Source organism: Kitasatospora sp. NPDC004289, assembly GCF_053602875.1.
This window is the reverse complement of the sequence record NZ_JBSGEL010000017.1, coordinates 55,649-77,917: the sequence shown is the minus strand read 5'-3', so window position 1 is coordinate 77,917 and position 22,269 is coordinate 55,649. Positions and strand designations below refer to the sequence as shown.

The following is a 22,269-nucleotide window of genomic DNA, read 5'->3' as shown; positions in this document are numbered from 1 at the left end:
ACGGTTCGTCGGAGTGGATCGCGGACGGGCGGTCCGTTCAATAAGGTGTCGCCCACTGTTGACCGAGTGCAGACGTACGTACCGCGGGGGCGGACCTTGTCATCGATCGAAGTGAAGCCGGAGGACCTGCGCGCATCCGCGCAGGTGATCTCCGATGTCAGCGGCGAACTGCGCCCGGCCTCGGACCGGGCGGTCCGGGACGCGGGCGACGCGGCGGCCTCCACGGCCGGGTGGTCGGTCTCGGGAGGGCTGAGCCAGGTCTCGGAGAGTTGGCGCACCGCGCTGACCGGCCTGCACGCGCTGCTGGAGAAGAACGCGGACGGTCTGCGGACCAACGCCGACGACTACGAGGGCACCGAGCGCCGCGAGGCCAGCCGCTTCGGGCGGGTGTCCTGATGGCGGAGAGCTTCGCGCTGCTGCTGCGGCAGAACTTCGGGGACCTGGAGGAGGCCGCCTCCTCCTGGCGCAAGCTGGGCGAGTCCGCGGGGGAGGCGCAGCAGCGCCACCGTTCGCAGGCGGCGGGCCCGCTGCTGAACTGGCAGAGCCCGGCCGCCGGTGCCGCCAGGGGCGAACTGGACAAGGCCGAGCAGCAGTTGGGCATCGTGAACGCCGAGGCCACCGCCATCGCGGTGGTGCTCGACACCGTGCACCGGCGGATGTCCGAGGCCCAGCAGGAGCTGCGGGCCGCCGTCTCGGAGGCGGAGAGCAACAACTACCGGGTCGGGGACGACGGTTCGGTCACCGGGCCGCAGCTGGACCCGGCCTACCGGAACGACCCGGACTACCAGGAGATCAACCGTCAGCAGAACGCCCGGCTCGGTGAGTTCCGGCAGCGGATCGACGCGGCCGTGCAGAAGGCCGAGCGGGCCAGCGCCGACGGCGCGGTGGCCCTCGGCAGCCTGAACGGGGACGTCGTCACGGCGGACCCGGCCAAGGCACAGGGCGAGGTGGCCAACGACATCAACGCCATGCGCTCGCAGCTGGGCCTCGGCCCGGTGGTCCCGACCTCGGACGACCCGACCGCCAACGCCAAGTGGTGGGCGGGGCTCTCGCCCCAGCAGCAGCGCGAGTACCTGGCGCTCTACCCGGGCGAGATCGGCAACCTCAACGGCATCAGCAGCGAGGTGCGCGACCTGGGCAACCGGGAGAACCTGGAGCGCCAGCTCGACCTGGCAGGCCCGGGCGGCCACAACTACCAGCAGATGCTGGACCTGCGGAACCGGATGGACCAGGAGGAGGCCAAGGGCAAGGACGTGTTCCTGCTCGGCTTCGACCCCAAGGACGACGGCAAGGCGATCGTCTCCTTCGGCAACCCGGACACCGCGAAGAACACCGCCGTCTTCGTGCCCGGGACCACCGTCGACCTGGGCGACATGAACGGCTACATGGACAAGATGCGCGACCTCCAGCGCGCCGCCGACCAGAAGAGCAACACCGGTGACACCGCCACCATCATGTGGCTCGGCTACGACGCCCCCGACGACATCGTCAAGGACGCGCCGTTCAACAACTACGCCGAGGACGGCGCACCGAAGCTCGACAGCTACATCGACAGCCTCGGCACCACCCACGACCCCGGCACGTCGCGGCACACCACGGTGATCGGCCACAGCTACGGTTCGGTGGTGGTCGGCGAGGCGGCGAAGAACGGCAACGGTCTGGCGGTGGACGACATCGTGGTGGCGGGCAGCCCCGGCATGCACGTCCCCTACGCCCGGGACCTGAACATCGACCCCCGGCACGTCTGGGCCGCCGAAGCGGACTGGGACCCGGTGCCCTCGGTCGGCGGGCTCGGGCACGGACGGAGCGACGGCTGGTTCGACCTGCCGAACACGCCGACCTCGGAGGAGTTCGGGGCCAACCGGATCACCACCGAGGGCAACAGCGGGCACAGCAGCTACTGGGACGACAACGGGAAGCCGCACAGCTCGCTGGACAACCAGGCCTCGATCGTCGCCGGTAACTACCGTGACGTGCAGCTGGAGTGGGGGAGCGCACCGTGAAGCCCCTCCGGACGGTCGTCGCCGTCCTCGCCCTGACCCTGCTGACCTCCTGCGGACTCACCGCGGGCTCCGAGAAGGACACGTCGTTGCGCATCGCCCCCGAGATCCAGATCAAGGCCGAGTTGGAGCGGGTCTCCGAGCAGGTGTACCAGTTGCTCGGGGTGACCGGTTCGCGCGAGCAGGGGAACGAGGTGAACTTCTCCCAGTGCGAGGGGCAGAGCGACAGGCAGGTTCGCAGCGCCATCCACTTCTGGCAGGTGGACGGCCTCGACCCGGCGGGGCTGAACCAGGCGGTCGAGCGGGTGCGCGACCAGCTCAAGGCGGCCGGCTGGATCGGGGCCGGGGAGCAGTGGGACACCACGCACACCGATCTGGAGGTCTGGGTGAAGAACCCGGAGAAGACGGTGGCGGTCTGGGCGCAGGCGTTGAGCGAGCGCAAGCGGGTGATCTTCCGGGTGAGCTCGTCCTGCTTCCGACTGCCGGCCGCGTGAGGCAGATCACAGAGGTGGTGCGCACACCCCGGATTTGGTAACGGTGCGGGTTTCGTTGCCCTGGCGAACCAGCCGTGTGCCTCTGATTCGATGATCCTTTGGTTATGGTGTCTGGTAATCATTGGTGAAAGTTGAATCAGGGGCGCACGATCCATGTCACGGTTCGTCACCCTCGCGCCCCTGAGCTGCGGAAACAGTTCAACGTACGGTCGGGGCATGGTTCAGCTCGACTCCAAGCCCGCGACCGGCCGCAGCGCGGCGGCCGGCGGAGCTGACGCCGCAAAGGGCGTCCGTTCCAAGGGGCTCAACAGCAACTCGGTCGGCCTGCTCGGGAACTCCGTCATCGGGGTCTCGACGGTGGCTCCGGTCTACTGCCTCACCACCACCCTCGGGACCACGGTGGCGGCGGTCGGCCTGCAGATGCCCGCGCTCTTCCTGGCCGGGTTCCTGCCGATGATGCTGGTCGCCTTCGCGTACCGGGAGCTCAACAAGGCCGTCCCGGACAGCGGCACCTCCTTCACCTGGACGGTGAAGGCCTTCGGCCCGAAGGTGGGCTGGATGTGCGGCTGGGGGCTGGTGGTGGCGACCATCATCGTGCTCTCCAACCTGGCCGGCGTCGCCACGGAGTACTTCTACATCCTGCTGGGCGAGGTCACCGGGAGTGACTGGCTGGCCGGACTGAACGACAACAAGGCGGCCCACGTGCTGACCTGCCTGGCGCTGATCGCGGTCGCCACCGCGATCAGCTACCGGGGCATGACGGCGACCAAGGGCGTGCAGTACGCGCTGGTCGGGCTGCAGCTCACGGTGCTGGCGGTGTTCGCGGTGATGGCGATCTCCAAGGCCGTCTCCGGTGACGTGCCGGGCTCGCTGGACTTCTCCTGGAGCTGGCTCGACCCCTTCCAGGCCTCCTCCTGGTCGGCGTTCATCGCCGGGCTGTCGCTCTCGCTCTTCATGTACTGGGGCTGGGACGCCTGCCTGAGCGCCAACGAGGAGACCGGCGGGAGCGAGAAGACCCCGGGGCGGGCGGCCATGCTGGCCATGGTGGTGCTGGTCGGGTCGTACCTGTTCACCGCCGTCGCGGTGCAGATGTACGCGGGCGTCGGCGAGACCGGCACCGGGCTCGGCAACCCGGACACCTCGTCCAACGTGTTCCGTGCGCTGGCCGGTCCGGTGATGGGGCCGACGCTGGGCGTGCTGCTCTTCGTCGCGGTGCTCGCCTCGGCGGCCGCCAGCCTGCAGACCACCTTCATCCCGGTCAGCCGCACGGTGCTGGCGATGAGCGTCTACGAGGCGCTGCCGCCGTCCTTCACCGAGGTCAACCGCAGGTACGGCACGCCGGGCCGGGCGATCGTCACGGCGGGCGTGGGCACCGGTGTCTTCTACACGGTGATGACGCTGATCAGCGAGAACGTGCTGACCGACACCATCGCGGCGCTGACCCTGATGATCTGCTTCTACTACTCGCTGACCGCCTTCGCCTGCGCCTGGTACTTCCGCAGGGACTTCACCCGCTCGGTGCGCGACGCGGTGCTCAAGGTGGTCTTCCCGGTCACCGGCGGGCTGATCCTGACCGGGATCTTCCTGCAGAGCCTCTGGGACATGTACGGCACGGACTACGGCAGCGGCAGCTCGGTCTTCGGGATCGGTTCGGTCTTCGTGATCGGCGTGGGCGTGCTGGGCGTGGGCGTGCTGGTGATGCTGGTGATGATGAAGCGCAGCCCCGCCTTCTTCCGCGGTGAGGTGCTCACCAAGGAGACCCCGGCGCTGGTCCTGCCGGAGTGACGCACGTGCGGGAGGGCGGGGCGGCCGAGTGGCCGCCCCGCCCTCCTGTCGTACCGTCAGACGTCGGTCAGGTCGGGCATCTCGCCCTCGACGGTGGCCAGGTCGATCACCGAGAAGTTCGCCCCCTGCGGGTCCGTCAGGGAGGCGAAGCGGCCGAACGGGCTGGTCATCGGGCCGAACTGGAGGGTGGCGCCGAGCTTCTTGGCCTTCTCCACGGCCTCGTCGCAGTCCGGCACGGCGAAGTAGACGTTGACGTACGCCGGGACCTGGGGCGGGAACTCCTCGCCCATCCTCATCCGGCCGAGCGCCGGGCCGCCGGAGAGGTTGTAGGTGCGGAAGTCGACGTGCTCGTCCGCCATGGTCTTCACGTTGTACGGGAAGACCGCCGGGAAGAACGCGTCGGCCTTCTCCGGCTCGCGGGTGAAGACCTCGGCCCAACAGAACGCGCCGGGCTCGTTGACCTTCTCGAAGCCCTGGTGGACGCCGCCCTGCCAGACGCCGAAGACGGCGCCGCCCGGGTCGGAGGCGATGGCCATCGTGCCGAAGTCGCCGACCTGCATCGGCTCCATCAGCACCTGGCCGCCGGCCTCCTTGATCTTCGCCGCGGTGGCCGAGGCGTCCGGCGAGGAGAGGTACAGGCACCAGGCGGAGTGGCCCTCCTGGCCCGGCATCGGCGGCACCACGGCGGCCACCGCCTTGCCGCCCGAGTACGCCTGCGTGTAGCCGCCGTACTCCGAGGAGGCCTCGGCGAAGGTCCAGCCGAGCACCTCGCCGTAGAAGGCCTTGGCGCCCTCCACGTCGGCGAACATCGCGTCGGTCCAGCACGGCGAACCTTCGGTGAATGCGGTCATGGCACTGACTCGTCTCTCGTGGGGAGGGGTGGTGCTGTGTCCCACGTCACGCTAGCCAGGGCCACCGACAACCGCGCGCCGACGGTCCGTCAGGCGGGGCGGCCGGGGCAGGCGGGGTCAGCCGGAGTGCCCGCGCAGGCGGGCGGCGAAGGAGTCGAGGAGGAGGTCGAGGGCGAGCGGGTAGGCGGAGCGGTTCATCTCGGCGATCAGCAGCGGGGTGGTGGCCGCGATGTTGGGGTGGGTGTCGGCGTCCAGGGTGGCGTAGCGGGTGGTCCAGACGGCGGAGTCGGCGGCCCGTGCGGGGGCCGGGAGGGCCTCCACGGCGGCGTCCAGGGCGGCGAAGGCCAGGCTCTGGTCGACGAAGACGTGGTAGAGCCGGACGGCCTCGGGATCGGGGAAGCCGGCCCCGCGCAGGATGCCGAGGATCGACTCCACGGCCCGGATCTCGTGCTGGCGGCCGGTGGTGCGGGCGGCGGAGAGGGCGGCGGCCTGCGGGTGGGTGCGGTAGGCGCGCTGGATCCGCAGGCCGATCTCGCGCAGGTCCGCCTGCCAGTCGCCGGTCGGTTCGGCGCCGGCCTGGGCCCGGGCGATCAGCTCGTCGGTGATCGCCACCACCAGGTCGTCGGTGGAGTGGAAGTAGCGGTAGAGGGCGCTCGGGTCGGCGCCGAGGGCGGCGCCCAGCCGACGGACCGTCAGGGCCTCGGCGCCGTGCTGGCCGAGGAGGCGCAGGGCCGTCTCCACGATGACCTGCTCGGAGAGGACCGTGCCGGTCTTGGTGGGCCGGCGGCGGCGCCGGTCGGGTTCGCGCACCACGCGTTCACTCATGCTTCGGAGCCTAGGCGCGGCCCGTTCTTATGACAACGGCATTGACGTGAGAATGGGGCCGGAGTTTCATGTGCGCACCCGGGGCCGACGAAAGGCCCCCTGGTCAAGGCGGTGGTCTGTTGGGCGCGACTGCGAAGGACGGGGTAAGAACCCCCGCTCCGGCTCCTGTGATGAAGAAGTCCATCGGGATGGTCGACGGGGTGGCCATCGCCGCCTCCAGTACGGCGGCCACCTCCAGCATCGGCATCGGGCTCGGCCTGACCGCCGGTGTGGTCGGCCTGCACCTACCGGCGATCATGCTGCTCGCCTTCCTGCCGGTGCTCGGCATCGCGGTGGCGTACGGCCGGCTGAACCGGGTCGAGCCCAACGCGGGCAACGCCTACACCTGGGTCGGCCGCACCCTCAACCCGTGGCTGGGCTTCCTGACCGGCTGGGTGAACACCGTCGGCACGGTCGTCTTCATGTCGTACACGGTGGCCGTCACCGGCTCCGCGCTGATCCAGCTGGCCGGCAAGGCCGGGGTGGAGAGCGTGGGCGGGCTGCACCTGGACCCGGACTCCACCCTGCAGACCACCCTGATCGGCCTGGTCGTGCTGGCCGGCGCCACCGTGATCGCGGTCCGCGGCCTGGGCCTGGCGGCCCGGCTGCAGAAGTACCTGCTGGCCTTCGAGTACCTGGTGCTGCTGGGCTTCTGCGGGTACGGGCTGTTCGCCGGTGACCAGCCGTTCTCGCTGGAGTGGTTCAACCCCTTCGCCATCCCGACCATGGGCGCGCTGGCCCAGGGCATGGTGCTGGCGGTCTTCTGCTACTGGGGCTTCGAGTCGGTCTTCACCGTGGCCGAGGAGACCCACGACCCCAAGGACGCCTCGCGCGGCGGGATCATCGCGCTGGTGATGATGCTGCTGCTCTTCCTGCTGGCCGGCACCGCCTTCCAGCGGGTGCTCCCGCTGGACGAGCTGGCCGACAACGGCGCCCAGGGCCTGACCTACTTCGGCGAGAAGCTGGCGAGCCAGCCGCTGGCCGCGCTGCCGCTGATCGCGCTCACCCTGTCGGCGGTGGCCTCCCTGCAGGCCTCCGTCATCCCGACCGCCCGCGGCACCTTCGCGATGGGCCGCGACCGCACCCTGGGCCCGGTCTGGACCCGCATCCACCCCAAGTACGGCACCCCGGCTCTGGGCACCGTGCTCCTGGTGGTGATCGCCTCGGCGATCGCGCTGCTCTCGCTGGTGATCCCGACCGTCACCGACCTGATCGGCGCGGCCGTGAACGCGATCGGCATCGTGGTGGTGCTCTACTACGCGCTCACCGCCCTGGCCGCCGCCGTCCGCTTCCGCGGGCTGCTGCGCACCGAGCCGCTGACCGGTCTGCGGGTGGTGGTCGCGCCGCTGCTCGGCGCGGCCGCGCTGCTCGCCGTCGGCGGGTACCTGGCCTGGAGCTTCTGGGACTCGGCGGACCACTTCGAGGTCAACGCGGCCAACGGCTGGTTCCAGCTGCTCACCCCGACGCTGATGATCCTCAGCGGGCTGGTGGCCGCGGCCTGGGCCAAGTGGGTGCGCAAGTCCCCCTACTTCACCACCGGCCGGGGCACCGACGCGGACAGCGCCGACCTGCTGCCCCAGGGCTGACCACGGACCGGCCGGGGCCGTCGCGGCCCGGCCGGCCCGTACCGTACCAACCGCATCTCGCACGAAACACATCGAACGACGTGTCAGGAGCACTCCTCATGACCCATGCCGACCTGGTCTTCACCGGCGGCCCGGTGTTCACCGCCGACGCCGCCCGCACCCGGGCCACCAGCCTCGCCGTCACCGGCGAGCGGATCACCGCCGTCGGCCACCACGAGATCCGCGAGCTGATCGGCCCGCGCACCGAAGTGGTGGACCTGAAGGGCAAGTTGCTGATCCCCGGCTTCCAGGACTCGCACATCCACGCGGTGTTCGGCGGCACCGAGCTCGGCGAGTGCGACCTGAGCGGCACGGTCGGCGTGGCGGACTACCTGGAGCGGATCCGCGCCTTCGCCGAGGCCCACCCCGAGCGGGAGTGGATCACCGGCAGCGGCTGGTCGATGGAGAGCTTCGAGGGCGGGCTGCCGAGCCGTCAGCTGCTCGACTCGGTGGTCCCGGACCGCCCGGTCTACCTGGTCAACCGCGACCACCACGGCGCCTGGGCCAACACCCGCGCGCTGGAGCTGGCCGGGGTCACGGCGGACACCCCCGACCCGGCGGACGGCCGGATCGAGCGGGACGCCGACGGCACCCCGAACGGGGTGCTCCAGGAGGGCGCCACCGCCCTGGTCGCCAAGCTCGTCCCGCCGACCACCGCCGCCGACCGGCTGGCCGGGCTGCTCCGCGCCCAGGAGCTGCTGCACTCGCTCGGCATCACGGGTTGGCAGGACGCCCTGCTCGGCGTCTTCAACGGCCAGCCCGACCCCTCCGACGCCTACCTGGCCGCCGCCCGCTCCGGCGCGCTGACCGCCCGGGTGCGCGGCGCGCTCTGGTGGGACCGCGAGCGCGGCGCCGAGCAGATCGCCGAACTGGTGCAGCGGCGGGAGGAGTTGACCCACGGCCGGTTCCGGCCCTGGTCGGTCAAGATCATGCAGGACGGCATCGCGGAGAACTTCACCGCCGCGATGACCACCCCCTACCTGGACGGCTGCGGCTGCGCCACCGCCAACTCCGGCCTCAGCTTCGTCGACCCGGAGGCGCTGCGCGAGTACGTCACCGCGCTCGACGCGCTCGACTTCCAGGTGCACTTCCACGCTCTCGGCGACCGTGCCGTCCGCGAGGCGCTGGACGCGGTGGAGGCCGCGCTGGCCGCCAACGGCCAGCGCGGCAACCGCCACCACCTGGCCCACCTCCAGGTGGTGCACCCGCAGGACCTCGGCCGCTTCGCCCCGCTCGGCGCGCTCGCCAACCTGCAGCCGCTCTGGGCCGCGCACGAGCCGCAGATGGACGAGCTCACCATCCCGTTCCTCGGCCCGGAGCGCGCCGCCTGGCAGTACCCGTTCGGCGACCTGCTGCGGGCCGGGGCCACCCTGGTGGCCGGCAGCGACTGGCCGGTCTCCAGCCCTGACCCGCTGGCGGGCATCCACGTGGCGGTCAACCGGATGGAGCCGGGCACCGAGGACGAGCGGGTCTTCCTGCCCGAGCAGCGCCTGGACCTGAACACCGCGCTGGCCGCGTACACGGCGGGCTCGGCGCACGTGAACGGCTGCGACGAGGCCGGCTCGCTCCAGGAGGGCCTGCTGGCCGACCTGGTGGTGCTGGACCGCGACCTGTTCGCCCGCCCGGCGGCCGAGATCGCCGAGGCCCGGGTGGAGCGGACCTACGTCGGCGGGAAGCTGGTCTTCGCGGCGGAGTGACGCCGGGGGCGGCGTGACCTCGGGCGCGGCGTTGCGCCGGGTGGCCGTGGTCCCGACGGGTGACGCGTACGCCGCTCGGGCGCGGGGCGTACGCCGTCCGGGGCGCGCGGCGGTAGAAGTGCGGTGAACCGTTCCTTCCCGAGGAGACGAGATCCCCGTGCGCCCTTGGCACACCCTCGGCGCCGCGTGCGGCGCCCTCGCCGTCACCGCCGTGCTCACCACCGCTCCCTTCGCCACCGAGGCCCGGGCCGTCCAGGTCGCCACCGGCAGTTTCACCTACCGGTACGGCGGCCCGGACGGCCAGGTGATGACCCGCAGCATGCAGAACCCCACCGCCGACGTCTGCATCACCATCGAGGAGGCCGCCGACCCGGCCAGCTCCCAGCCCGCCTTCGGGCCGCGCAACGACACCGACTGGTGGACCCTGGTCTTCGAGGACGCGGTCTGCGCGGGGGACTCCCGCAGCCTGCGCCCGCACGGGATCGCCACCGCGGACCGGCTGAAGCTGCGCTCGGTCAAGTTCCTGTACCGCTGACCGCCCGCAGGGCGCGCAGCCGCAGCGCCGCCTCCAGCTCGAACCGGGCGTCCGGGTCGTCCAGCTGCGGGCCGAACAACTCCTGCAGCCGGTGCAGGCGTTGACGTGCCGTCTGCGGGTGGACGCCGAGCCTGGCGGCCAGGTCGGCGGCGCTGCCGTGGCCGCCCTGGAGCCAGGCCAGCAGGGTGGAGCCGAGCCGCTCCGCCTGGCGGGGCGTCAGCCCGGCCAGTGGGGCCAGTCGGCGGTGGGCCATCAACCGCACCAGCGGTTCGTCGGCCAGCAGGAGCAGCTCGGGCAGCATCCGCTCGCAGCTGACGGGCCGTCCGGCGCCGCGGCGCTGCCGCACCAGCCGGGCCCAGCGCAGCGATTCGGCGGCCAGCTCCGTCGGCACCGACGGCCCGACCACCGCGTCCCGCCCGTCCATCAGCCGTTCGGGCGGGGCGCCGGAGGCCGGGTCGGGCCAGATAAGGTACGGGGCGGGGGAGTTGAGGTCCGCCAGGACCTCGTCCGGCAGCCAGCGGCGGTCGGTGCCCCGGCCCGGGGCCAGTGCGACGGCGGCCACCTCGGCGGGCAGCGGCCACTCGGCCACCGTCGCGGCCCGCTCCACCTCCGGCCAGGGTGCCCCACCGGTCAGGGCGGACAGCAGGCGGTGGCGTCGGTGCCCGAGGGAGCCGGTCTCGTCGTGCCGGGCCTCGGCGTACCCCTCCACCGAGGTGGCCGCGATCCTTTCGATGTGGGTGAAGGCGGTCTCCGCCAGCACCGCCATCTGGGCGGGGCCCGCGCCGGTCCGTTGGGCGATCCGGGCCACCCGCTGCCAGACCACCCGGGCGCCGATCCGGTACGCCGCCTGGAGCGCGTCCAGTGACCGGCCCTCGGCCAACTCGCCGCGCCCGAGCGCCCGGTAGACCCGGGCCCGGTCGGCCCGTTCCTGCGGCGAGGGGCTGCCGCCGGCCAGCAGGTCGGCGAAGTCGGCGAGTGCGGTGGCCACGCCCTGGTGGATGCCGGTGCCGAAGTTGCCCGCCAGCGGCCGGTCGTACTCCGTCACCTGGCGGCGGATCTCGCGGATCGCCTCGGTGGTGACCGACCCGATCTCGCGCCGCACCTCGGCCACCAGGGCGGCGGGGAAGACGGGTCTGGCGGTGCTGTCGCTCTCGCTCATGCGGGCCGCTCCTCCTGTGTTCCGGTGACAGTTTCCGCGGGGGCGCCGCCGTGTTTCCTGGCATCCGCGCGCGAACTTCCCCGGTGCCGTGTCGCTTCCGTTGACCCGCTTGTTACCCGCTCGTAGCGTCACCGTCCAGCTCCCCGTGGAGTTACCACCTCTGACGCTCCGTCGGGAGCGGCGTGTTCCGGTATTCCCCCACCCCCGGAGAGGGACGTCCTGTGATCAGAGTTCTGAGGCCCCGTGTGCTCGCGGCCGCGTTGGCCGCCGCGTTCGCCCTGGCTGCGGGCGGCGGCACCGCCACGGCGGCCGGACAGCGGCCGGTGGAGACCAACTTCACGGTCGGCTTCCTGAAGGGTTTCCTCCAGCCCGGCAAGGCGGCGGACGGCGCGAACGACTGGGGCTGCCGCCCGGGTGCGGCGCACCCGGCGCCGGTGGTGCTGGTGCACGGCACCTTCGAGAACCAGAACGACAACTGGGGAGGCGCGGCGCCGCTGCTGGCGAACAACGGCTACTGCGTCTTCTCCTTCAACTACGGTGCCGCAGAGGGCAGTCCGATCCAGGGGACCGGCCCGGTCGCACAGAGCGCCGGCCAGCTGGCCGCCTTCGTGGACCGGGTGCGGGCCGCGACGGGCGCGGCCAAGGTCGACCTGGTCGGCCACTCGCAGGGCGGCATGATGCCGCGCTACTACCTCAAGTACCTGGGCGGCGCGGCCAAGGTCAACGCCCTGGTCGGCATCGCCCCGAGCAACCACGGCACCACCCTGGACGGCATCGCCACGCTGGCCTCCACCCTCGGCCTGCTGGAGCCCGCCAACGCCTTCCTGCTCGGCCCGGCCTGCCCCGCCTGCGTGGACCAGGAGGTGGGCTCCCCGTTCATCACGGACCTCAACTCCGGCGGCGACACCGTCCCCGGGGTCCGCTACACCGTGATCGCCACCAAGTTCGACGAGGTGGTCACCCCCTACACCTCGGGCTTCCTCGACGGCCCCGGCGTCACCAACATCACCCTCCAGGACGCCTGCCCGCTGGACGCCGCCGACCACACCGAGATCGCCTACGACCCCATCACCCTCACCCACGTCCTCAACGCCCTCGATCCGGCCCACCCGCGCCCCGTCCCGTGCAAGGTGGTCCTCCCCCTGACCGGCCCGATCGTCTGACGGGCCGTCGGGCGGGGGCGGCTCAGACCCCGGGCCGCCCCCGCCCGGTCCACCGGCCCGCTCAGCGGGTCGGGCGCACCATGACGGCCAGCCGCGGCGAGTCCGCGGTGGCCGGCTGTGCGTTGAACTCGCGGTAGCCCCAAGACTCGTAGAGGCGCAGGACCCGGCCCTCGCCGGCCAGCGGGTTCACCATCAGGGTGACGCGGGCCTCGGGGCGGGCGGCCAGCAGGGAGTCGTGAAGGCGGCGGGCGGTGCCGGTGCCGCGCCAGGGCGTGCGGACGCCGATCTCGCGCAGGGCCAGCACGGGGGTGTCGGTGAAGCCCGGCGGGAGCGGGTCGGCCATCCGCCGCCAGTACGGGTCGGCGGCGTCGACGGAGGTGCCGTAGGCGTAGCCGGCCGTCACTCCGGCGGCGTGGGCGAGGACGAGCTCGAAGCCCGGGGAGGCGGCATGGCGCTCCAGGCGCTCGGTGAAGGCGGGGAGCGCGTAGTTCGGCAGGTGCAGCAGCGGGGCGCGGACGTCGGCGTACGCCTCCAGCAGGGCCTGGCGGGCCGCGGGCGTGAGGGCGGTGTGGTGGCGGAGGTCGGGGGTCACGCGGGACAGCCAAGCACGGACGAGGTCGCGGAGTGCTCAGCAGGTGTGCCCTAAAGGGCAGTTCACAGGTCACGGCGTGGACACGGTGCTGTCGGGATGGGTACGTTCGATCTTTGTTCGATCTTCGCCCCGACGAAGGAGCTTCACCATGGCCTCCCACCGACGCCCCCGGCGCCCCAGCCGTGCGCACACCTCGGTGCTGACCGCCGCTGCCGCCACCGCGGTGGCGCTGTCGGCCCAGGCCGGGGCGGCCCATGCGGCGCCGGCGGGCAAGGACCAGGTGAAGGCGCAGGTCGACCGGCTGCTGTCGGAGCAGGAGGAGGCGGCCGAGAAGTACAACGGTGCGAAGGAGCGGGCCTACCAACTGCGTAAGCAGGGCGGCCAGTTGCAGGACCAGATCGCCCGGGGCCAGGAGCGGGCGGCGGAGCTGGCCTCGGGGCTGGCGGCGGTGGCGGGGGAGGAGTACCGGCACGGCGGGGTGGATCCGACGGTGCAGTTGATGTTCTCCTCCGACCCGGACGCCTACCTGTCGCGGGCCTCCTCGGCGGACCAGGTGGCGAGCACCCAGGCGGGCGTGCTGCGGGCCCTGCGCGCGGAGCAGCTCCGGCTGGACCAGCAGAAGCAGGAGGCCGCGGTGGTGCTCGGTGAACTGGACCGCTCCACCCAGCTGTTGAACGGCGCCAAGGGCGAGGTGCAGCAGAAGCTCCAGGAGGCGCAGCGGCTGCTCTCCACCCTGAGCGCCGCCGACCGGGCCGCCATCGTGCGCGGGGAGGACGGCGCCGCGGCGTCCCGGAGCGCGAGCCGGATCGACCCGTCCACCCTGCCGCAGGCGAGCGGGAACGCGGCCGCCGCCGTGCGCACGGCCCTGGACCAGCAGGGGAAGCCCTACTCCTGGGGCGCGTCCGGTACGGCCACCTTCGACTGCTCGGGGCTGATGGTCTACGCCTACGCCAAGGCCGGGGTGGCGCTGCCGCGGACCTCGCAGGAGCAGGCCACGGTGGGGACCGCGGTGGGCCGGGACTGGCACAACGCGCAGCCGGGCGACCTGGTGATCTACAAGGCGAACCGCTCGCACGTGGGGATGTACATCGGCGACGGCAAGGTGGTGCACGCGCCGCGGGCGGGGGACGTGGTGAAGGTCATAAAGGTGGACGCCATCGAGATCAACACCATCCGGCGGCCGTGAGCCCGGATCTGACGGTGTGACAACTGGACTTTTCCACAGGTCAGTTGCACTGCTCTGGGATACTGGTCTGGACCATTGACGCCCGGGCGGCCCGGTGCCTACGGTGTGCTCACACCTGGCGCAGGCATGCCAACGAGCGGCTGTGGCCGCTGTGGCCCGCGGCGGTGCACCCCCACGTGCACCGTGCCGCCGCCTGCGTTCGGCGCACCTCTCCATCCACCCCCACGGAGGAGCACCATGCGCACGCGTACCATCGTCGGCGCGGCCGTCGCCGCGCTCGCCGTCCCGATCGGGATGGCCGTCCCGGCCCAGTCGCACGGCTTCGTCAACCTCCCGCCGAGCCGCGCCGCACTCTGCGGCTCGGGCGTGGTCAAGAACTGCGGCGACATCCAGTGGGAGCCGCAGAGCGTCGAGGGCCCGAAGGGCTTCCCGTCGCGCGGGCCGGCCGACGGCACCATCTGCGCCGGGGCGGACGCCCGTTGGGCCCCGCTGGACAACCCCCGCAACGGGGCCTGGCCGACCACCAAGGTGACGGGCGGCGCCCAGCAGACCTTCACCTGGAACATCGAGGCCCGGCACGCCACCACCAACTTCCGGTACTACCTCACCAAGCAGGGCTACGACCCGACCCAGAAGATCACCCGGGCCAGCCTCGACCTGAACCCCTTCCTCACCGTCCCCTACAACGGCAAGCAGCCCGCCGCCGTCACCACCCACACCGGCACCCTGCCGACCGGCCGGACCGGCCACCACGTGGTGGTGGCGGTCTGGGACGTGTACGACACCAACAACGCGTTCTACTCCTGCACCGACGTGCAGTTCTGACGCGACGGCAGACGGCACGTGCCCGCTCGCCCCGGTGGGGGCGGGCGGGCACGTCCGCGTCCGTGCGCGGGGGCCGCGGCGGGCCTACCAGGCGACCGGCAGGGCGGCCGGGCCGCGGTTGACGGTGCCGCGCAGCCACCGGACCTCGGTGGCCGGGACGGCGAGGCGCAGGCCCGGGAGGCGGGTGAGCAGGGTGGAGAGGACCACCTCGGCGTGCATCCGGGTCAGTGCGGCGCCGACGCAGTAGTGCGGGCCGTGGCCGAAGGCCAGGTTGGGCGACTCCTCGCGGGCCAGGTCGAGCGCGTCGGGGTCGGTGTAGACCCCGGGGTCGCGGTTGGCGGCCAGGTAGGAGACGTAGACCGCCTCCCCGGCCCGGACCAGGACCCCGCCGACCTCCACGTCCTCGGTGGCGACCCGGGGCATGCCGACGCCGTTGCGCTGCGGGATGAAGCGCAGCAACTCCTCGACGGCGCACGGGAGCCGGGTGAGGTCGGCGCGCAGTGCGGCGAGCTGGTCCGGGTGGGTGAGCAGGGTGTAGACCATGGTGGAGGTCTGGTTGCGGATCTGGTCGAGCGCGTTGAGGACGATCATCACCGAGAGCGAGATCAGCTCCGGGCGGCTGAGCTGCCCCGCGCCGTGGGCGGCGACCAGCTCGCTGAACAGGTCCTCACCCGGGTGCTCGGCGCGGTGGGCGGCCAGCGCCTTGAAGTAGCCCGCGATCTCGGCCTTGACCGCACCGGCCTCGGCGGCGGTGTGGTCGCTGGACAGGATGACGGCCCGCCAGGCCTGCAGCAGTGGCAGGTCGGCCGGCGGCACGCCCATGAGCTCGGCCGTGACGGCGGCCGGGAGCGGGCCGGTGAGCGCCTCGGTGAGGTCGGCCGGCGGGCCCTGGTCGAGCATGGCGGCCAGCAGCTCGTCGGCGGTCCGCTGGGTGCCGACCCGCAGGTGCTCCACCCGCTTGCGGTGGAAGGTCTGCGCGGTGAGGCGGCGCAGCCGGGTGTGGTCCGGCGGGTCGGCCCGGCCGACGCCGCCGGGCGGGGCCACGGTGTGCGGGGTCATGCTGGTGATCGGCCGGTCCACGGTGAGCGCCCGGCTGAACCTCGGGTCGGAGGAGACCGCCTTGACGTCCTCGTAGCGGGTGGCGAGCCAGGCGTCGCCCTCGCCGAAGGCCAGCTTGACCCGGGCGAACGGCTCCTCGCGCAGCAGGCGGTGCAGCAGCGGGTCGAAGGCCAGCTCGGGCAGGTGGTCGACCGGCCAGGGGTGCACCTGGCCGACGGGGCAGCGGAGTTCGGTCATGCGGGGGCCTCGGCGGGGAGAGCGGCGGGAAGGGCGGTGGGAAGGGCGGCGGGAAGGGTGTGGCGCAGCGGGGTGAGCTGCTGGATGTCGTAGCGCAGGCGCAGTTCCTCGACCGCCTGGTGGTCGATGCCGCCGTCCGCGTTCAGCAGGTCGAGCAGCTCCTCGAAGTAGCGCTCGTGGTGCGGGGGCGGGGAGGCCTGGAAGAACATCCGGGCCGGGCGGCCGGTCGGGTTGGCGAAGGCGTGCGGGCAGCCGGGCGGGACCAGGATCACGGTGCCGGCCTTCGCCCGCTGGTAGCGGGCGCCCTCGGGGGAGCGCCAGTCGTGCCAGTCCTGCGGGGTGCGGTCCTCGGGTTCGAAGGCGAGCACGTCCAACTCGCCGTCCAGCAGCAGGAAGAGCTCCTCGCTGCGGCCGTGCGCGTGGGCGCCGACGTCGAAGCCGGGCGGCACCACCACCTCGAAGCTGGAGGCGGCCAGCGAGTGCGCGCCGGTCACCTTGAAGGTGACCTGCTGGGCGGCGGCGTGCACGGTGCGGCCGCCGCCGGGCGGGACGATCAGGCCGTCCCGGGGGTTGAGGTAGGTCATGGCCGGCTCACCACTCCACCGGGAGGGTCTCCGGGCCGCGGATCAACGCGCCGCGCTGCCACTCCAGTTGATCGACCGGCACGGCCAGCCGCAGCGTCGGGAAGCGGTCCCAGAGGGAGGTGAGGATCAGCTCGGACTCCAGCCGGGCCATCGAGGCGCCGGGGCAGTAGTGCGCGCCGTGGCCGAAGGAGACGTGCGGGTTCTCGGTGCGGCCGAGGTCGAGGACGTCCGGGTCGGCGAAGACCGAGGGGTCGCGGTTGGCGGTCAGGTAGGAGACGTACACCGGATCCCCGGCCGGGATCGGGACGCCGCCCACCTCGACGTCCTCCAGCGCGATCCGGGACAGGCCGACCGCGTTGCGGTGCGGGATGTAGCGCAGCAGTTCCTCCACCGCCCGTGGCAGCAGGTCGGGTTCGGCCCGCAGCCGGGCCAGCTGCTCGGGGTGGGTGAGCAGGGCGAAGACCATGTTGGCGCTGTTGTTGCGGACGGCGTGGCCGCCGCCGAGCTGGATCAGCACCGCCAGGCCGACCGCCTCGCGCAGGGTCAGGACGGACTCCTCCACCGCCTCGGCCAGCACCCCGGCCAGGTCGTCCCTCGGCTCCAGACGGCGGCAGCCGAGCAGTTCGGTGAAGTACTCGGCGAACTCCTCCTTGGCCCGCTCGCCGGCCTCCCGGCCGGAACCGGCGGAGATCACGGTGTCGGTCCAGTCGGCGATCAGCTGGTGGTCGGCGGGCGGCACGCCCATCAGCTCGCCCATCATGGCCAGCGGGAACGGCCGGTTGAGGCGGGCCATCAGGTCCACCGGGCCGCCGTGGCGGGCCCGTTCGGCGGCCATCGCGTCGAGCAGGCCGTCCATCACCTCCTGGGCGCGCTCCCGCAGCCGGCGCATCGCACGGGCGGTGAAGGCCTTGGCCACCACCCGGCGCATCCGGGTGTGGTCCGGCGGGTCGGCGAAGCCGAGCGCCCCCTCCATCGGGATGAAGTGCGGCGCGACCCGGGTGACGTCCCGGCCCCAGACCGCCTGGCGGCTGAACCGCGGATCGGCGGAGACGAACTTGACCTCCTCGTACCGGGTGACCAGCCAGGCGTGGCCGGTGCCGTTGGGCAGCCGGACCCTCGCCACCGGGTCCTCGTGCAGCAGCCGGTGCAGCATCGGGTCGAAGGCCAGGCCCGCCAGGTCGGGCGGGTTCCAGAAGTGGACCTCGGCGGTCTCCGCGGTGGTGGTGGTCAATTGACGCTCCTGATCAGCGTGTTGGCGAAGGAGTGCGGCGCGACCGGGACGGTCCAGCGGCCGAGCGCGACCTCGGCGGTGATCCCCGGGCCGAACCCGGCGATCAGCCCCCTGGCCCGGTCGGTCGCGCTCCCTTCGTCGAACAGCCGGGCCAGCGCGTCGAGCACCACGGCGCTGGCGATGTTCCCGTACTCGGTCAGGGTGGCCCGGCTGAACCGGAACACCTCGGGTGCCACGCCGAGATGGGTGCACAGATCGTCCAGGATGCGCGGGCCGCCGGCGTGCACCAGGTAGAAGTCCAGGTCCGCGACGTCCCAACCGTGCCGCTCGGCCAGTGCGGCGAGCACCGGGGCGAGCGGCTCCATGGTCCCGGGGACCCGCTTGTCCAGCAGGAAGTGGAAGCCGGTCTCCCGGACGCTGTAGGCGATCCAGTCCTCGGTGCCGGGCACCAGGTGCGAGGCGTTGCGCTCCAGCCGGATGCCGGTGGCGCCGCTGCCGCTGCCGCGCACGGCGGTGGCGGCGACGGCGTCGCCGAACAGGCCGTTGGAGAGCAGGTTCCCCACGCCCAGGTCGGTGGGCTGGTAGCAGAGCGAGCAGAACTCGCAGGCCACGATCAGGGCGTTGGCGTTCGGGTAGGCGGTGCAGAAGTCGTGCGCGCGGTTGATCGCCGCCCCGCCCGCCGCGCAGCCGAGCTGGGCGATCGGGAGCTGGCGGGTGTCGGGGCGGAAGCCCATGGAGTTGATCAGCCAGGCGGTGAGCGAGGGCATCATGAAGCCGGTGCAGGAGACGTAGACGATCAGGTCGACCTCACGGGGCGTCAGCCGGGCGTGCTCCAGCGCCTCCCGGACCACCGGCGGGACGCGGCGCTTGGCCTCGGCCTCGTAGCGGCGGTTGCGCTCCTCGAAGCCCGGGTGCTTCAGGGTCTCCTCGATCGGCTGCACCAGGCGGCGGGTGCGCACCCCCGTGTTCTCGATCAGGCGTAGGGCCAGGGGGAGTTGGGGGTGCTCGGGATGCAGCTTCCGGGCGAGGTCGAGGGTCTCCTCCTGGGTGATCACGTACTCGGGCACGGCGACGGCGGGACGGCACAGGGTGGCCACGGGCGGGACGTTCCCCTCACTGGACGGCGGCCCGCGCACGTCGGGGGACACCGCCGCCGGGGCCGGGAACCGGGCGGGCTCCGTCCGGAGCCCTTCCCGCCCCGTCGAGACCCGCCGCGCGTGTCGCCTTCAATTGCACACGAAGGAACCATCGGCCGGCCGACCCCCGGCCGGGTGGGGAAAACCGGGGTGCCGGGGCGGGCGAGGTCCGTGATACTCGGCGGATGCTTCGCATTCGCCCCGTGATCGAGCACCGTCCGCACCTCTTGGAGGACTTCACCGCCTGGCCGGTCGAGGCCGGCCCGCTGTCGCCGCTCGACGAGGACCTGGTGGTCCTGGACGGCACGCTGACACCGGCTCAGGTCGGGGCGGTGGTCGCCCTGCTCGCCGGGTACAACCACCTGCGGGTGGAGGAGGACGCCGGACCGCTCGACGCCCTGCTGGGCGAGGAGCCGTTCCGGGCCTCCGGCGGACTGTTGACGGAGGACTCCCGGACCGGACTGGTGATGGGGCCCAGCTGCTGCTCCGACCTGGACGACTGGCGGAGCTGGTACGACGTCGGACGGAGCGTCGAGATCCCGTGGACCGTGCACGGCACCGACGCCGTGCTCCGCCTCGACGGGCCGTCGGTCCGGTTCGTGCCGCTGGAGCGCGCGGTGGGCCGTGCCGTGACCGAGGTGCCGCTGGCGGAGCTGCCGTCGCTGCTGGCCGGGGTGGAGCGGGACCTCGTGGCCTTCCTGGTGCTGCTGGGGGACTGGGCGCGGCGCACGGTGCCGGAGCGGGCCGAGGAGCTGGTGCGCGCCTTCGGCCGCTCGGTGCGGATACCGGAGGAGGCGGAGCCGTGGGCAGCTTCCTGACGCAGCGGGCGCGGGTGCTGGACGAGGCGCTGCCGCTGGAGCGGCGGCACCTGGCGCTGCGGTACTGCGTGGCGCAGTTCCCGGTGCACGGGTTCAAGGGGACCTACCACCACCTGACCGTCCGTCAGCGGCGTCCGCGTGACCTGGCGGCCGATCCGGGGTGGCTGGTGCGGGCGGTCGGGGAGCTGCACGAGGCGCGGGAGCTCTGGCTGGCGGCGGCGGGGGAGTACGCGGCACGGCGCAAGGCGCGCAAGCGGGCGGGCCCGCGCACGGCGGAGCGGCCGCAGCCGTGGGTGTGGGACTCCGGCTGGGTGGTGCCGGACGATCCGTTCTGCCACCCCTCCGCCGCGCTGCCCGACCACGTCCGGCGGCGCCTGTCGGCGCTGGGCGGCGCCGGGCTGCCCGGGTGCGAGCGGTGCGGCGACGAGCGCGGGCCGCTCGCGCGCTCCACCGGGCACGGCTTCCTCGACCTGTGCCGGGGGTGCGGTCTGCTGCGCTCCCCGTGCGGCTGCGGCCCGCACCGGCTCTCCACCCCCGAGCCCGGGATCTGGGGCTCCCTCTGGCGCGGGGAGCACCTCACCGAGGACGGGGCGACCGCGCCCGGTTGGCCGGGCTCGGCGGAGGAGCGGCTGGGCGTGCTGGTGCTCTCACCGCCCGTCAGTCACCGGTGGGGTACCCGGTCTCCTTGAGGTCCTCGGCGAGTTCGTCGAGGGTGAGCTCGGGGTTGAGGGTGCGGACGACCTCCTCGGTGAGCGGCCGCAGGGCGAAGACGTGGCGGACGGCGTCGAGGTCGACCTCGGTGCCGTAGTAGTCCGAGGCGAACTCGGCGTACGCCTCGGGCGCGGTGTCGGTGAGGGAGCGGAACAGCCAGTCGGCGCCGTCCGCGTCGGGGAGGCCGGGCGGGAAGTCGATCTCGCCGGTGCGGTAGGCGGTGTCCCCGGCCAGCCGCCAGATCGCGGCGGTCAGGGTCGGCACGCCGTCGTCGCAGAAGGCCGGCTCGGTGACGCAGTGCCGCAGCTCGGCGGGCACCGAGTCCACCACCCCGGGCCAGACCCGGCCCTCCGCGTACGGGCTGAGGTACGACTCGTGGTCGAAGCCGCGCAGGTAGACCCCGGCGGGCGTGAAGACCACGGAGTGCTCGTCGCCGCTGCCGTTGCGCATCGAGGCGAGCTGCTCGCCGGGCCCCCAGGCGGCGTCGAAGGCGTGGTACCGGAAGTACTCCTCGGGGCAGAGGATCGCCTCCAGCACGGCCAGCGCGAGGCAGTGCTCCCGCAGGCGGTCGGGCTCGGGCAGCAGGCGGGCGACGTCGGGAGCGCTCATGACGGACATTCAACCGCCCGCCCCTGACAGCGGATCGGCCAGGGGCGGGGGACGGCGAGGGGGACGGCGACTCGGCGACTCAGCCGGCGATGGGCATCAGGAGGGAGAAGGTGTCGGCGCGGGACGGGAAGCGGATGGCGAGCGGGGTGATCGGGGTGTCGAGCTCCAGGACGAGCTGTTCGGCGGCGCCGGCGGTGACGGCCTGGAGCAGGTAGTCGCGGTTGACCCGGACCTGGAGGCCGTCGGCGGCGAGGAGGGCGGTGCCGTCCTCGGCCGCCGGGCCGTTCTCCAGCTGGGCGCGGAGTTCGGCGGCGGCGAACTCGAGGCGGTGGGTGGCCTCGATCCGGGTCAGGCGGCGGTAGTCGGGGAAGTCGAGGTCGAGCCGCTCGCCGGTGAGGGTGTTGTCGCCGATCCGGAAGGACAACAGGCCCCCCTCCACGGTGAGTTCGACGCTCTCGGCACCGGCCAGCAGCGGCCGGGCGGCGTCCGCGAGCGCGGTCGGGACGAGCACCTGGGCGGCGGGGCCGTCGACGGTGGCCGGGGCGGAGGCGACGGCCAGCCGGTAGCGGTCGGTGGCGACCAGGCGGAGCAGGCCGCCCTCCGGCTCCGGGTCGAACAGGATGCCGCGGACCACCGGGTGCTCGGGATCGCTGCCGGCCGCGAAGCGGACGGCGTCCAGGGCGGCGGCGAGCGCCGGTGCGGGGACGGTGAGGCGGGTGGTCGTGGCGGTCATCGGGTGCTCCCTCAGGTCGATCAGGTCTCGGACCGCGGAGAGCTCGCGCCGGGCGTCGGCCAGGCCGTTCTCCAGCTGCCGCAGGTGCCGGTCGACGGCCGCCCGGGCGGCCGTCGCGTCCTCGCCGAGGACCTGGCCTATCCCGGCCAGCGGCATGCCGACCCGGCGCAGCCGGGCCAGCAGCCGGGCCGCGGCCACCTGCTCGGGCCCGTACCAGCGGTAGCCCGTCCGCGGGTCCACCCGGACCGGGGTGAACACCCCGGCGCCGTCGTAGAACCGCAGCGCGCTCACCCCCAGGCCGCTCGCCCGGGCCAGCTCACCGATGCTCAGCATTGCGCTCTCCACGTCCCTGACCCTGAGCCCTCGACCTGGTCG

22 protein-coding genes are annotated in these 22,269 nt (G+C 72.9%); 12 read left to right on the top strand and 10 right to left on the bottom strand.

All coding sequences use genetic code 11. The features are described 5' to 3' along the window. Nucleotides 1-96: 96 nt before the first annotated feature. The 4 genes from ACWEPF_RS14055 (at nucleotide 97) to ACWEPF_RS14040 (ending at nucleotide 4,279) form a co-directional block, all read left to right on the top strand. Complete coding sequence (locus tag ACWEPF_RS14055) at nucleotides 97-396, top strand: WXG100 family type VII secretion target (protein ID WP_345283018.1); 300 nt, start codon at nucleotides 97-99, stop codon at nucleotides 394-396. After that, a complete protein-coding gene (locus ACWEPF_RS14050) occupies nucleotides 396-2,003 on the top strand; it encodes an alpha/beta hydrolase (protein ID WP_449797830.1) in 1,608 nt (535 codons plus the stop codon). Before ACWEPF_RS14055 ends, ACWEPF_RS14050 begins: the two co-directional genes overlap by 1 nt. Next, nucleotides 2,000-2,494, top strand: a complete 495-nt coding sequence (locus tag ACWEPF_RS14045) for a hypothetical protein (RefSeq protein ID WP_452172718.1) — start codon at nucleotides 2,000-2,002, stop codon at nucleotides 2,492-2,494. Before ACWEPF_RS14050 ends, ACWEPF_RS14045 begins: the two co-directional genes overlap by 4 nt. A gap of 216 nt (nucleotides 2,495-2,710) precedes the next feature. After that, complete coding sequence (locus ACWEPF_RS14040) at nucleotides 2,711-4,279, top strand: APC family permease (RefSeq protein ID WP_452172717.1); 1,569 nt, start codon at nucleotides 2,711-2,713, stop codon at nucleotides 4,277-4,279. Nucleotides 4,280-4,335: 56 nt separating this feature from the next. On the opposite strand, the gene ACWEPF_RS14035 is transcribed toward ACWEPF_RS14040, so the two are convergent. Then, nucleotides 4,336-5,130 (bottom strand): VOC family protein, encoded by a 795-nt coding sequence (locus ACWEPF_RS14035; RefSeq protein WP_345283010.1) that lies wholly within the window; start codon nucleotides 5,128-5,130, stop codon nucleotides 4,336-4,338. 117 nt (nucleotides 5,131-5,247) lie between these two features. Beyond that, nucleotides 5,248-5,955 (bottom strand): TetR/AcrR family transcriptional regulator, encoded by a 708-nt coding sequence (locus ACWEPF_RS14030; protein WP_345283008.1) that lies wholly within the window; start codon nucleotides 5,953-5,955, stop codon nucleotides 5,248-5,250. Nucleotides 5,956-6,125: 170 nt separating this feature from the next. Here ACWEPF_RS14030 and ACWEPF_RS14025 point away from each other — a divergent pair, with 170 nt between their 5' ends. The 3 genes from ACWEPF_RS14025 (at nucleotide 6,126) to ACWEPF_RS14015 (ending at nucleotide 9,851) form a co-directional block, all read left to right on the top strand. Then, nucleotides 6,126-7,580, top strand: coding sequence for an APC family permease (locus ACWEPF_RS14025; RefSeq protein ID WP_345283006.1), 1,455 nt, complete (start codon nucleotides 6,126-6,128; stop codon nucleotides 7,578-7,580). 98 nt (nucleotides 7,581-7,678) lie between these two features. After that, nucleotides 7,679-9,316, top strand: a complete 1,638-nt coding sequence (locus tag ACWEPF_RS14020; protein WP_452172716.1) for an amidohydrolase — start codon at nucleotides 7,679-7,681, stop codon at nucleotides 9,314-9,316. A 157-nt stretch (nucleotides 9,317-9,473) separates the two neighbouring features. Continuing rightward, nucleotides 9,474-9,851: a hypothetical protein gene (locus ACWEPF_RS14015; RefSeq protein ID WP_449797827.1), complete on the top strand. Its 378-nt coding sequence runs from the start codon at nucleotides 9,474-9,476 to the stop codon at nucleotides 9,849-9,851. Here the strand turns inward: ACWEPF_RS14015 and ACWEPF_RS14010 are convergent. Further along, entirely contained in the window at nucleotides 9,832-11,010 is a 1,179-nt protein-coding gene (locus ACWEPF_RS14010) for a PucR family transcriptional regulator (protein ID WP_452172715.1), read from the bottom strand. The two genes, ACWEPF_RS14015 and ACWEPF_RS14010, sit on opposite strands and share 20 nt — an antisense overlap. Before the next feature lie 221 nt (nucleotides 11,011-11,231). Between ACWEPF_RS14010 and ACWEPF_RS14005 the strand changes: the two genes are divergently transcribed. Beyond that, nucleotides 11,232-12,173: a lipase family alpha/beta hydrolase gene (locus ACWEPF_RS14005; RefSeq protein ID WP_452172714.1), complete on the top strand. Its 942-nt coding sequence runs from the start codon at nucleotides 11,232-11,234 to the stop codon at nucleotides 12,171-12,173. Nucleotides 12,174-12,234: 61 nt separating this feature from the next. Here the strand turns inward: ACWEPF_RS14005 and ACWEPF_RS14000 are convergent, their stop codons facing one another. Next, nucleotides 12,235-12,765: a GNAT family N-acetyltransferase gene (locus ACWEPF_RS14000; protein ID WP_345282999.1), complete on the bottom strand. Its 531-nt coding sequence runs from the start codon at nucleotides 12,763-12,765 to the stop codon at nucleotides 12,235-12,237. Nucleotides 12,766-12,913: 148 nt separating this feature from the next. Here ACWEPF_RS14000 and ACWEPF_RS13995 point away from each other — a divergent pair, with 148 nt between their 5' ends. Both ACWEPF_RS13995 and ACWEPF_RS13990 read left to right on the top strand, forming a co-directional pair. Then, nucleotides 12,914-13,951 (top strand): NlpC/P60 family protein, encoded by a 1,038-nt coding sequence (locus ACWEPF_RS13995; RefSeq protein WP_452172713.1) that lies wholly within the window; start codon nucleotides 12,914-12,916, stop codon nucleotides 13,949-13,951. 237 nt (nucleotides 13,952-14,188) lie between these two features. Beyond that, nucleotides 14,189-14,776 carry a lytic polysaccharide monooxygenase auxiliary activity family 9 protein gene (locus tag ACWEPF_RS13990; protein WP_449797823.1) on the top strand — a complete coding sequence of 196 codons (588 nt, stop codon included), beginning with the start codon at nucleotides 14,189-14,191 and terminating at the stop codon, nucleotides 14,774-14,776. A gap of 84 nt (nucleotides 14,777-14,860) precedes the next feature. Here the strand turns inward: ACWEPF_RS13990 and ACWEPF_RS13985 are convergent, their stop codons facing one another. The 4 genes from ACWEPF_RS13985 to ACWEPF_RS13970 are packed head-to-tail and all read right to left on the bottom strand — an operon-like array spanning nucleotide 14,861 to nucleotide 18,984. Next, nucleotides 14,861-16,072, bottom strand: coding sequence for a cytochrome P450 (locus ACWEPF_RS13985; RefSeq protein WP_452172712.1), 1,212 nt, complete (start codon nucleotides 16,070-16,072; stop codon nucleotides 14,861-14,863). Beyond that, nucleotides 16,069-16,656, bottom strand: a complete 588-nt coding sequence (locus ACWEPF_RS13980) for a cupin domain-containing protein (RefSeq protein WP_452172711.1) — start codon at nucleotides 16,654-16,656, stop codon at nucleotides 16,069-16,071. Before ACWEPF_RS13980 ends, ACWEPF_RS13985 begins: the two co-directional genes overlap by 4 nt. A 7-nt stretch (nucleotides 16,657-16,663) precedes the next feature. Beyond that, nucleotides 16,664-17,887 carry a cytochrome P450 gene (locus tag ACWEPF_RS13975; RefSeq protein WP_452172710.1) on the bottom strand — a complete coding sequence of 408 codons (1,224 nt, stop codon included), beginning with the start codon at nucleotides 17,885-17,887 and terminating at the stop codon, nucleotides 16,664-16,666. Beyond that, entirely contained in the window at nucleotides 17,884-18,984 is a 1,101-nt protein-coding gene (locus ACWEPF_RS13970; protein ID WP_380149717.1) for a type III polyketide synthase, read from the bottom strand. The genes ACWEPF_RS13975 and ACWEPF_RS13970 overlap by 4 nt, the downstream gene beginning before the upstream one ends. A gap of 224 nt (nucleotides 18,985-19,208) precedes the next feature. On the opposite strand from ACWEPF_RS13970, the gene ACWEPF_RS13965 reads away from it, so the two are divergent. Beyond that, nucleotides 19,209-19,841, top strand: a complete 633-nt coding sequence (locus ACWEPF_RS13965) for a hypothetical protein (protein WP_452172709.1) — start codon at nucleotides 19,209-19,211, stop codon at nucleotides 19,839-19,841. Continuing rightward, nucleotides 19,826-20,530, top strand: coding sequence for a hypothetical protein (locus tag ACWEPF_RS13960; RefSeq protein WP_452172708.1), 705 nt, complete (start codon nucleotides 19,826-19,828; stop codon nucleotides 20,528-20,530). The genes ACWEPF_RS13965 and ACWEPF_RS13960 overlap by 16 nt, the downstream gene beginning before the upstream one ends. Here the strand turns inward: ACWEPF_RS13960 and ACWEPF_RS13955 are convergent. Next, nucleotides 20,499-21,161, bottom strand: a complete 663-nt coding sequence (locus tag ACWEPF_RS13955; protein WP_452172707.1) for a hypothetical protein — start codon at nucleotides 21,159-21,161, stop codon at nucleotides 20,499-20,501. The genes ACWEPF_RS13960 and ACWEPF_RS13955 overlap by 32 nt on opposite strands. Before the next feature lie 79 nt (nucleotides 21,162-21,240). Continuing rightward, a complete protein-coding gene (locus ACWEPF_RS13950; protein WP_452172706.1) occupies nucleotides 21,241-22,227 on the bottom strand; it encodes a DNA polymerase III subunit beta family protein in 987 nt (328 codons plus the stop codon). Nucleotides 22,228-22,269: the final 42 nt, after the last annotated feature.

Excerpts from the sequence above, each read along its gene's own strand:
- ACWEPF_RS13955 (WP_452172707.1), bottom strand. The coding sequence starts at position 21,161 with ATGAGCGCTCCCGACGTCGCCCGCCTGCTGCCCGAGCCCGACCGCCTG.
- ACWEPF_RS14035 (WP_345283010.1), bottom strand. The coding sequence starts at position 5,130 with ATGACCGCATTCACCGAAGGTTCGCCGTGCTGGACCGACGCGATGTTC.
- ACWEPF_RS14010 (WP_452172715.1), bottom strand. The coding sequence starts at position 11,010 with ATGAGCGAGAGCGACAGCACCGCCAGACCCGTCTTCCCCGCCGCCCTG.
- ACWEPF_RS13995 (WP_452172713.1), top strand. The coding sequence starts at position 12,914 with ATGGCCTCCCACCGACGCCCCCGGCGCCCCAGCCGTGCGCACACCTCG.
- ACWEPF_RS14025 (WP_345283006.1), top strand. The coding sequence starts at position 6,126 with ATGAAGAAGTCCATCGGGATGGTCGACGGGGTGGCCATCGCCGCCTCC.
- ACWEPF_RS13965 (WP_452172709.1), top strand. The coding sequence starts at position 19,209 with ATGCTTCGCATTCGCCCCGTGATCGAGCACCGTCCGCACCTCTTGGAG.
- ACWEPF_RS14040 (WP_452172717.1), top strand. The coding sequence starts at position 2,711 with ATGGTTCAGCTCGACTCCAAGCCCGCGACCGGCCGCAGCGCGGCGGCC.
- ACWEPF_RS13990 (WP_449797823.1), top strand. The coding sequence starts at position 14,189 with ATGCGCACGCGTACCATCGTCGGCGCGGCCGTCGCCGCGCTCGCCGTC.
- ACWEPF_RS14030 (WP_345283008.1), bottom strand. The coding sequence starts at position 5,955 with ATGAGTGAACGCGTGGTGCGCGAACCCGACCGGCGCCGCCGCCGGCCC.
- ACWEPF_RS13980 (WP_452172711.1), bottom strand. The coding sequence starts at position 16,656 with ATGACCTACCTCAACCCCCGGGACGGCCTGATCGTCCCGCCCGGCGGC.
- ACWEPF_RS13950 (WP_452172706.1), bottom strand. The coding sequence starts at position 22,227 with ATGCTGAGCATCGGTGAGCTGGCCCGGGCGAGCGGCCTGGGGGTGAGC.
- ACWEPF_RS14020 (WP_452172716.1), top strand. The coding sequence starts at position 7,679 with ATGACCCATGCCGACCTGGTCTTCACCGGCGGCCCGGTGTTCACCGCC.
- ACWEPF_RS13985 (WP_452172712.1), bottom strand. The coding sequence starts at position 16,072 with ATGACCGAACTCCGCTGCCCCGTCGGCCAGGTGCACCCCTGGCCGGTC.
- ACWEPF_RS14050 (WP_449797830.1), top strand. The coding sequence starts at position 396 with ATGGCGGAGAGCTTCGCGCTGCTGCTGCGGCAGAACTTCGGGGACCTG.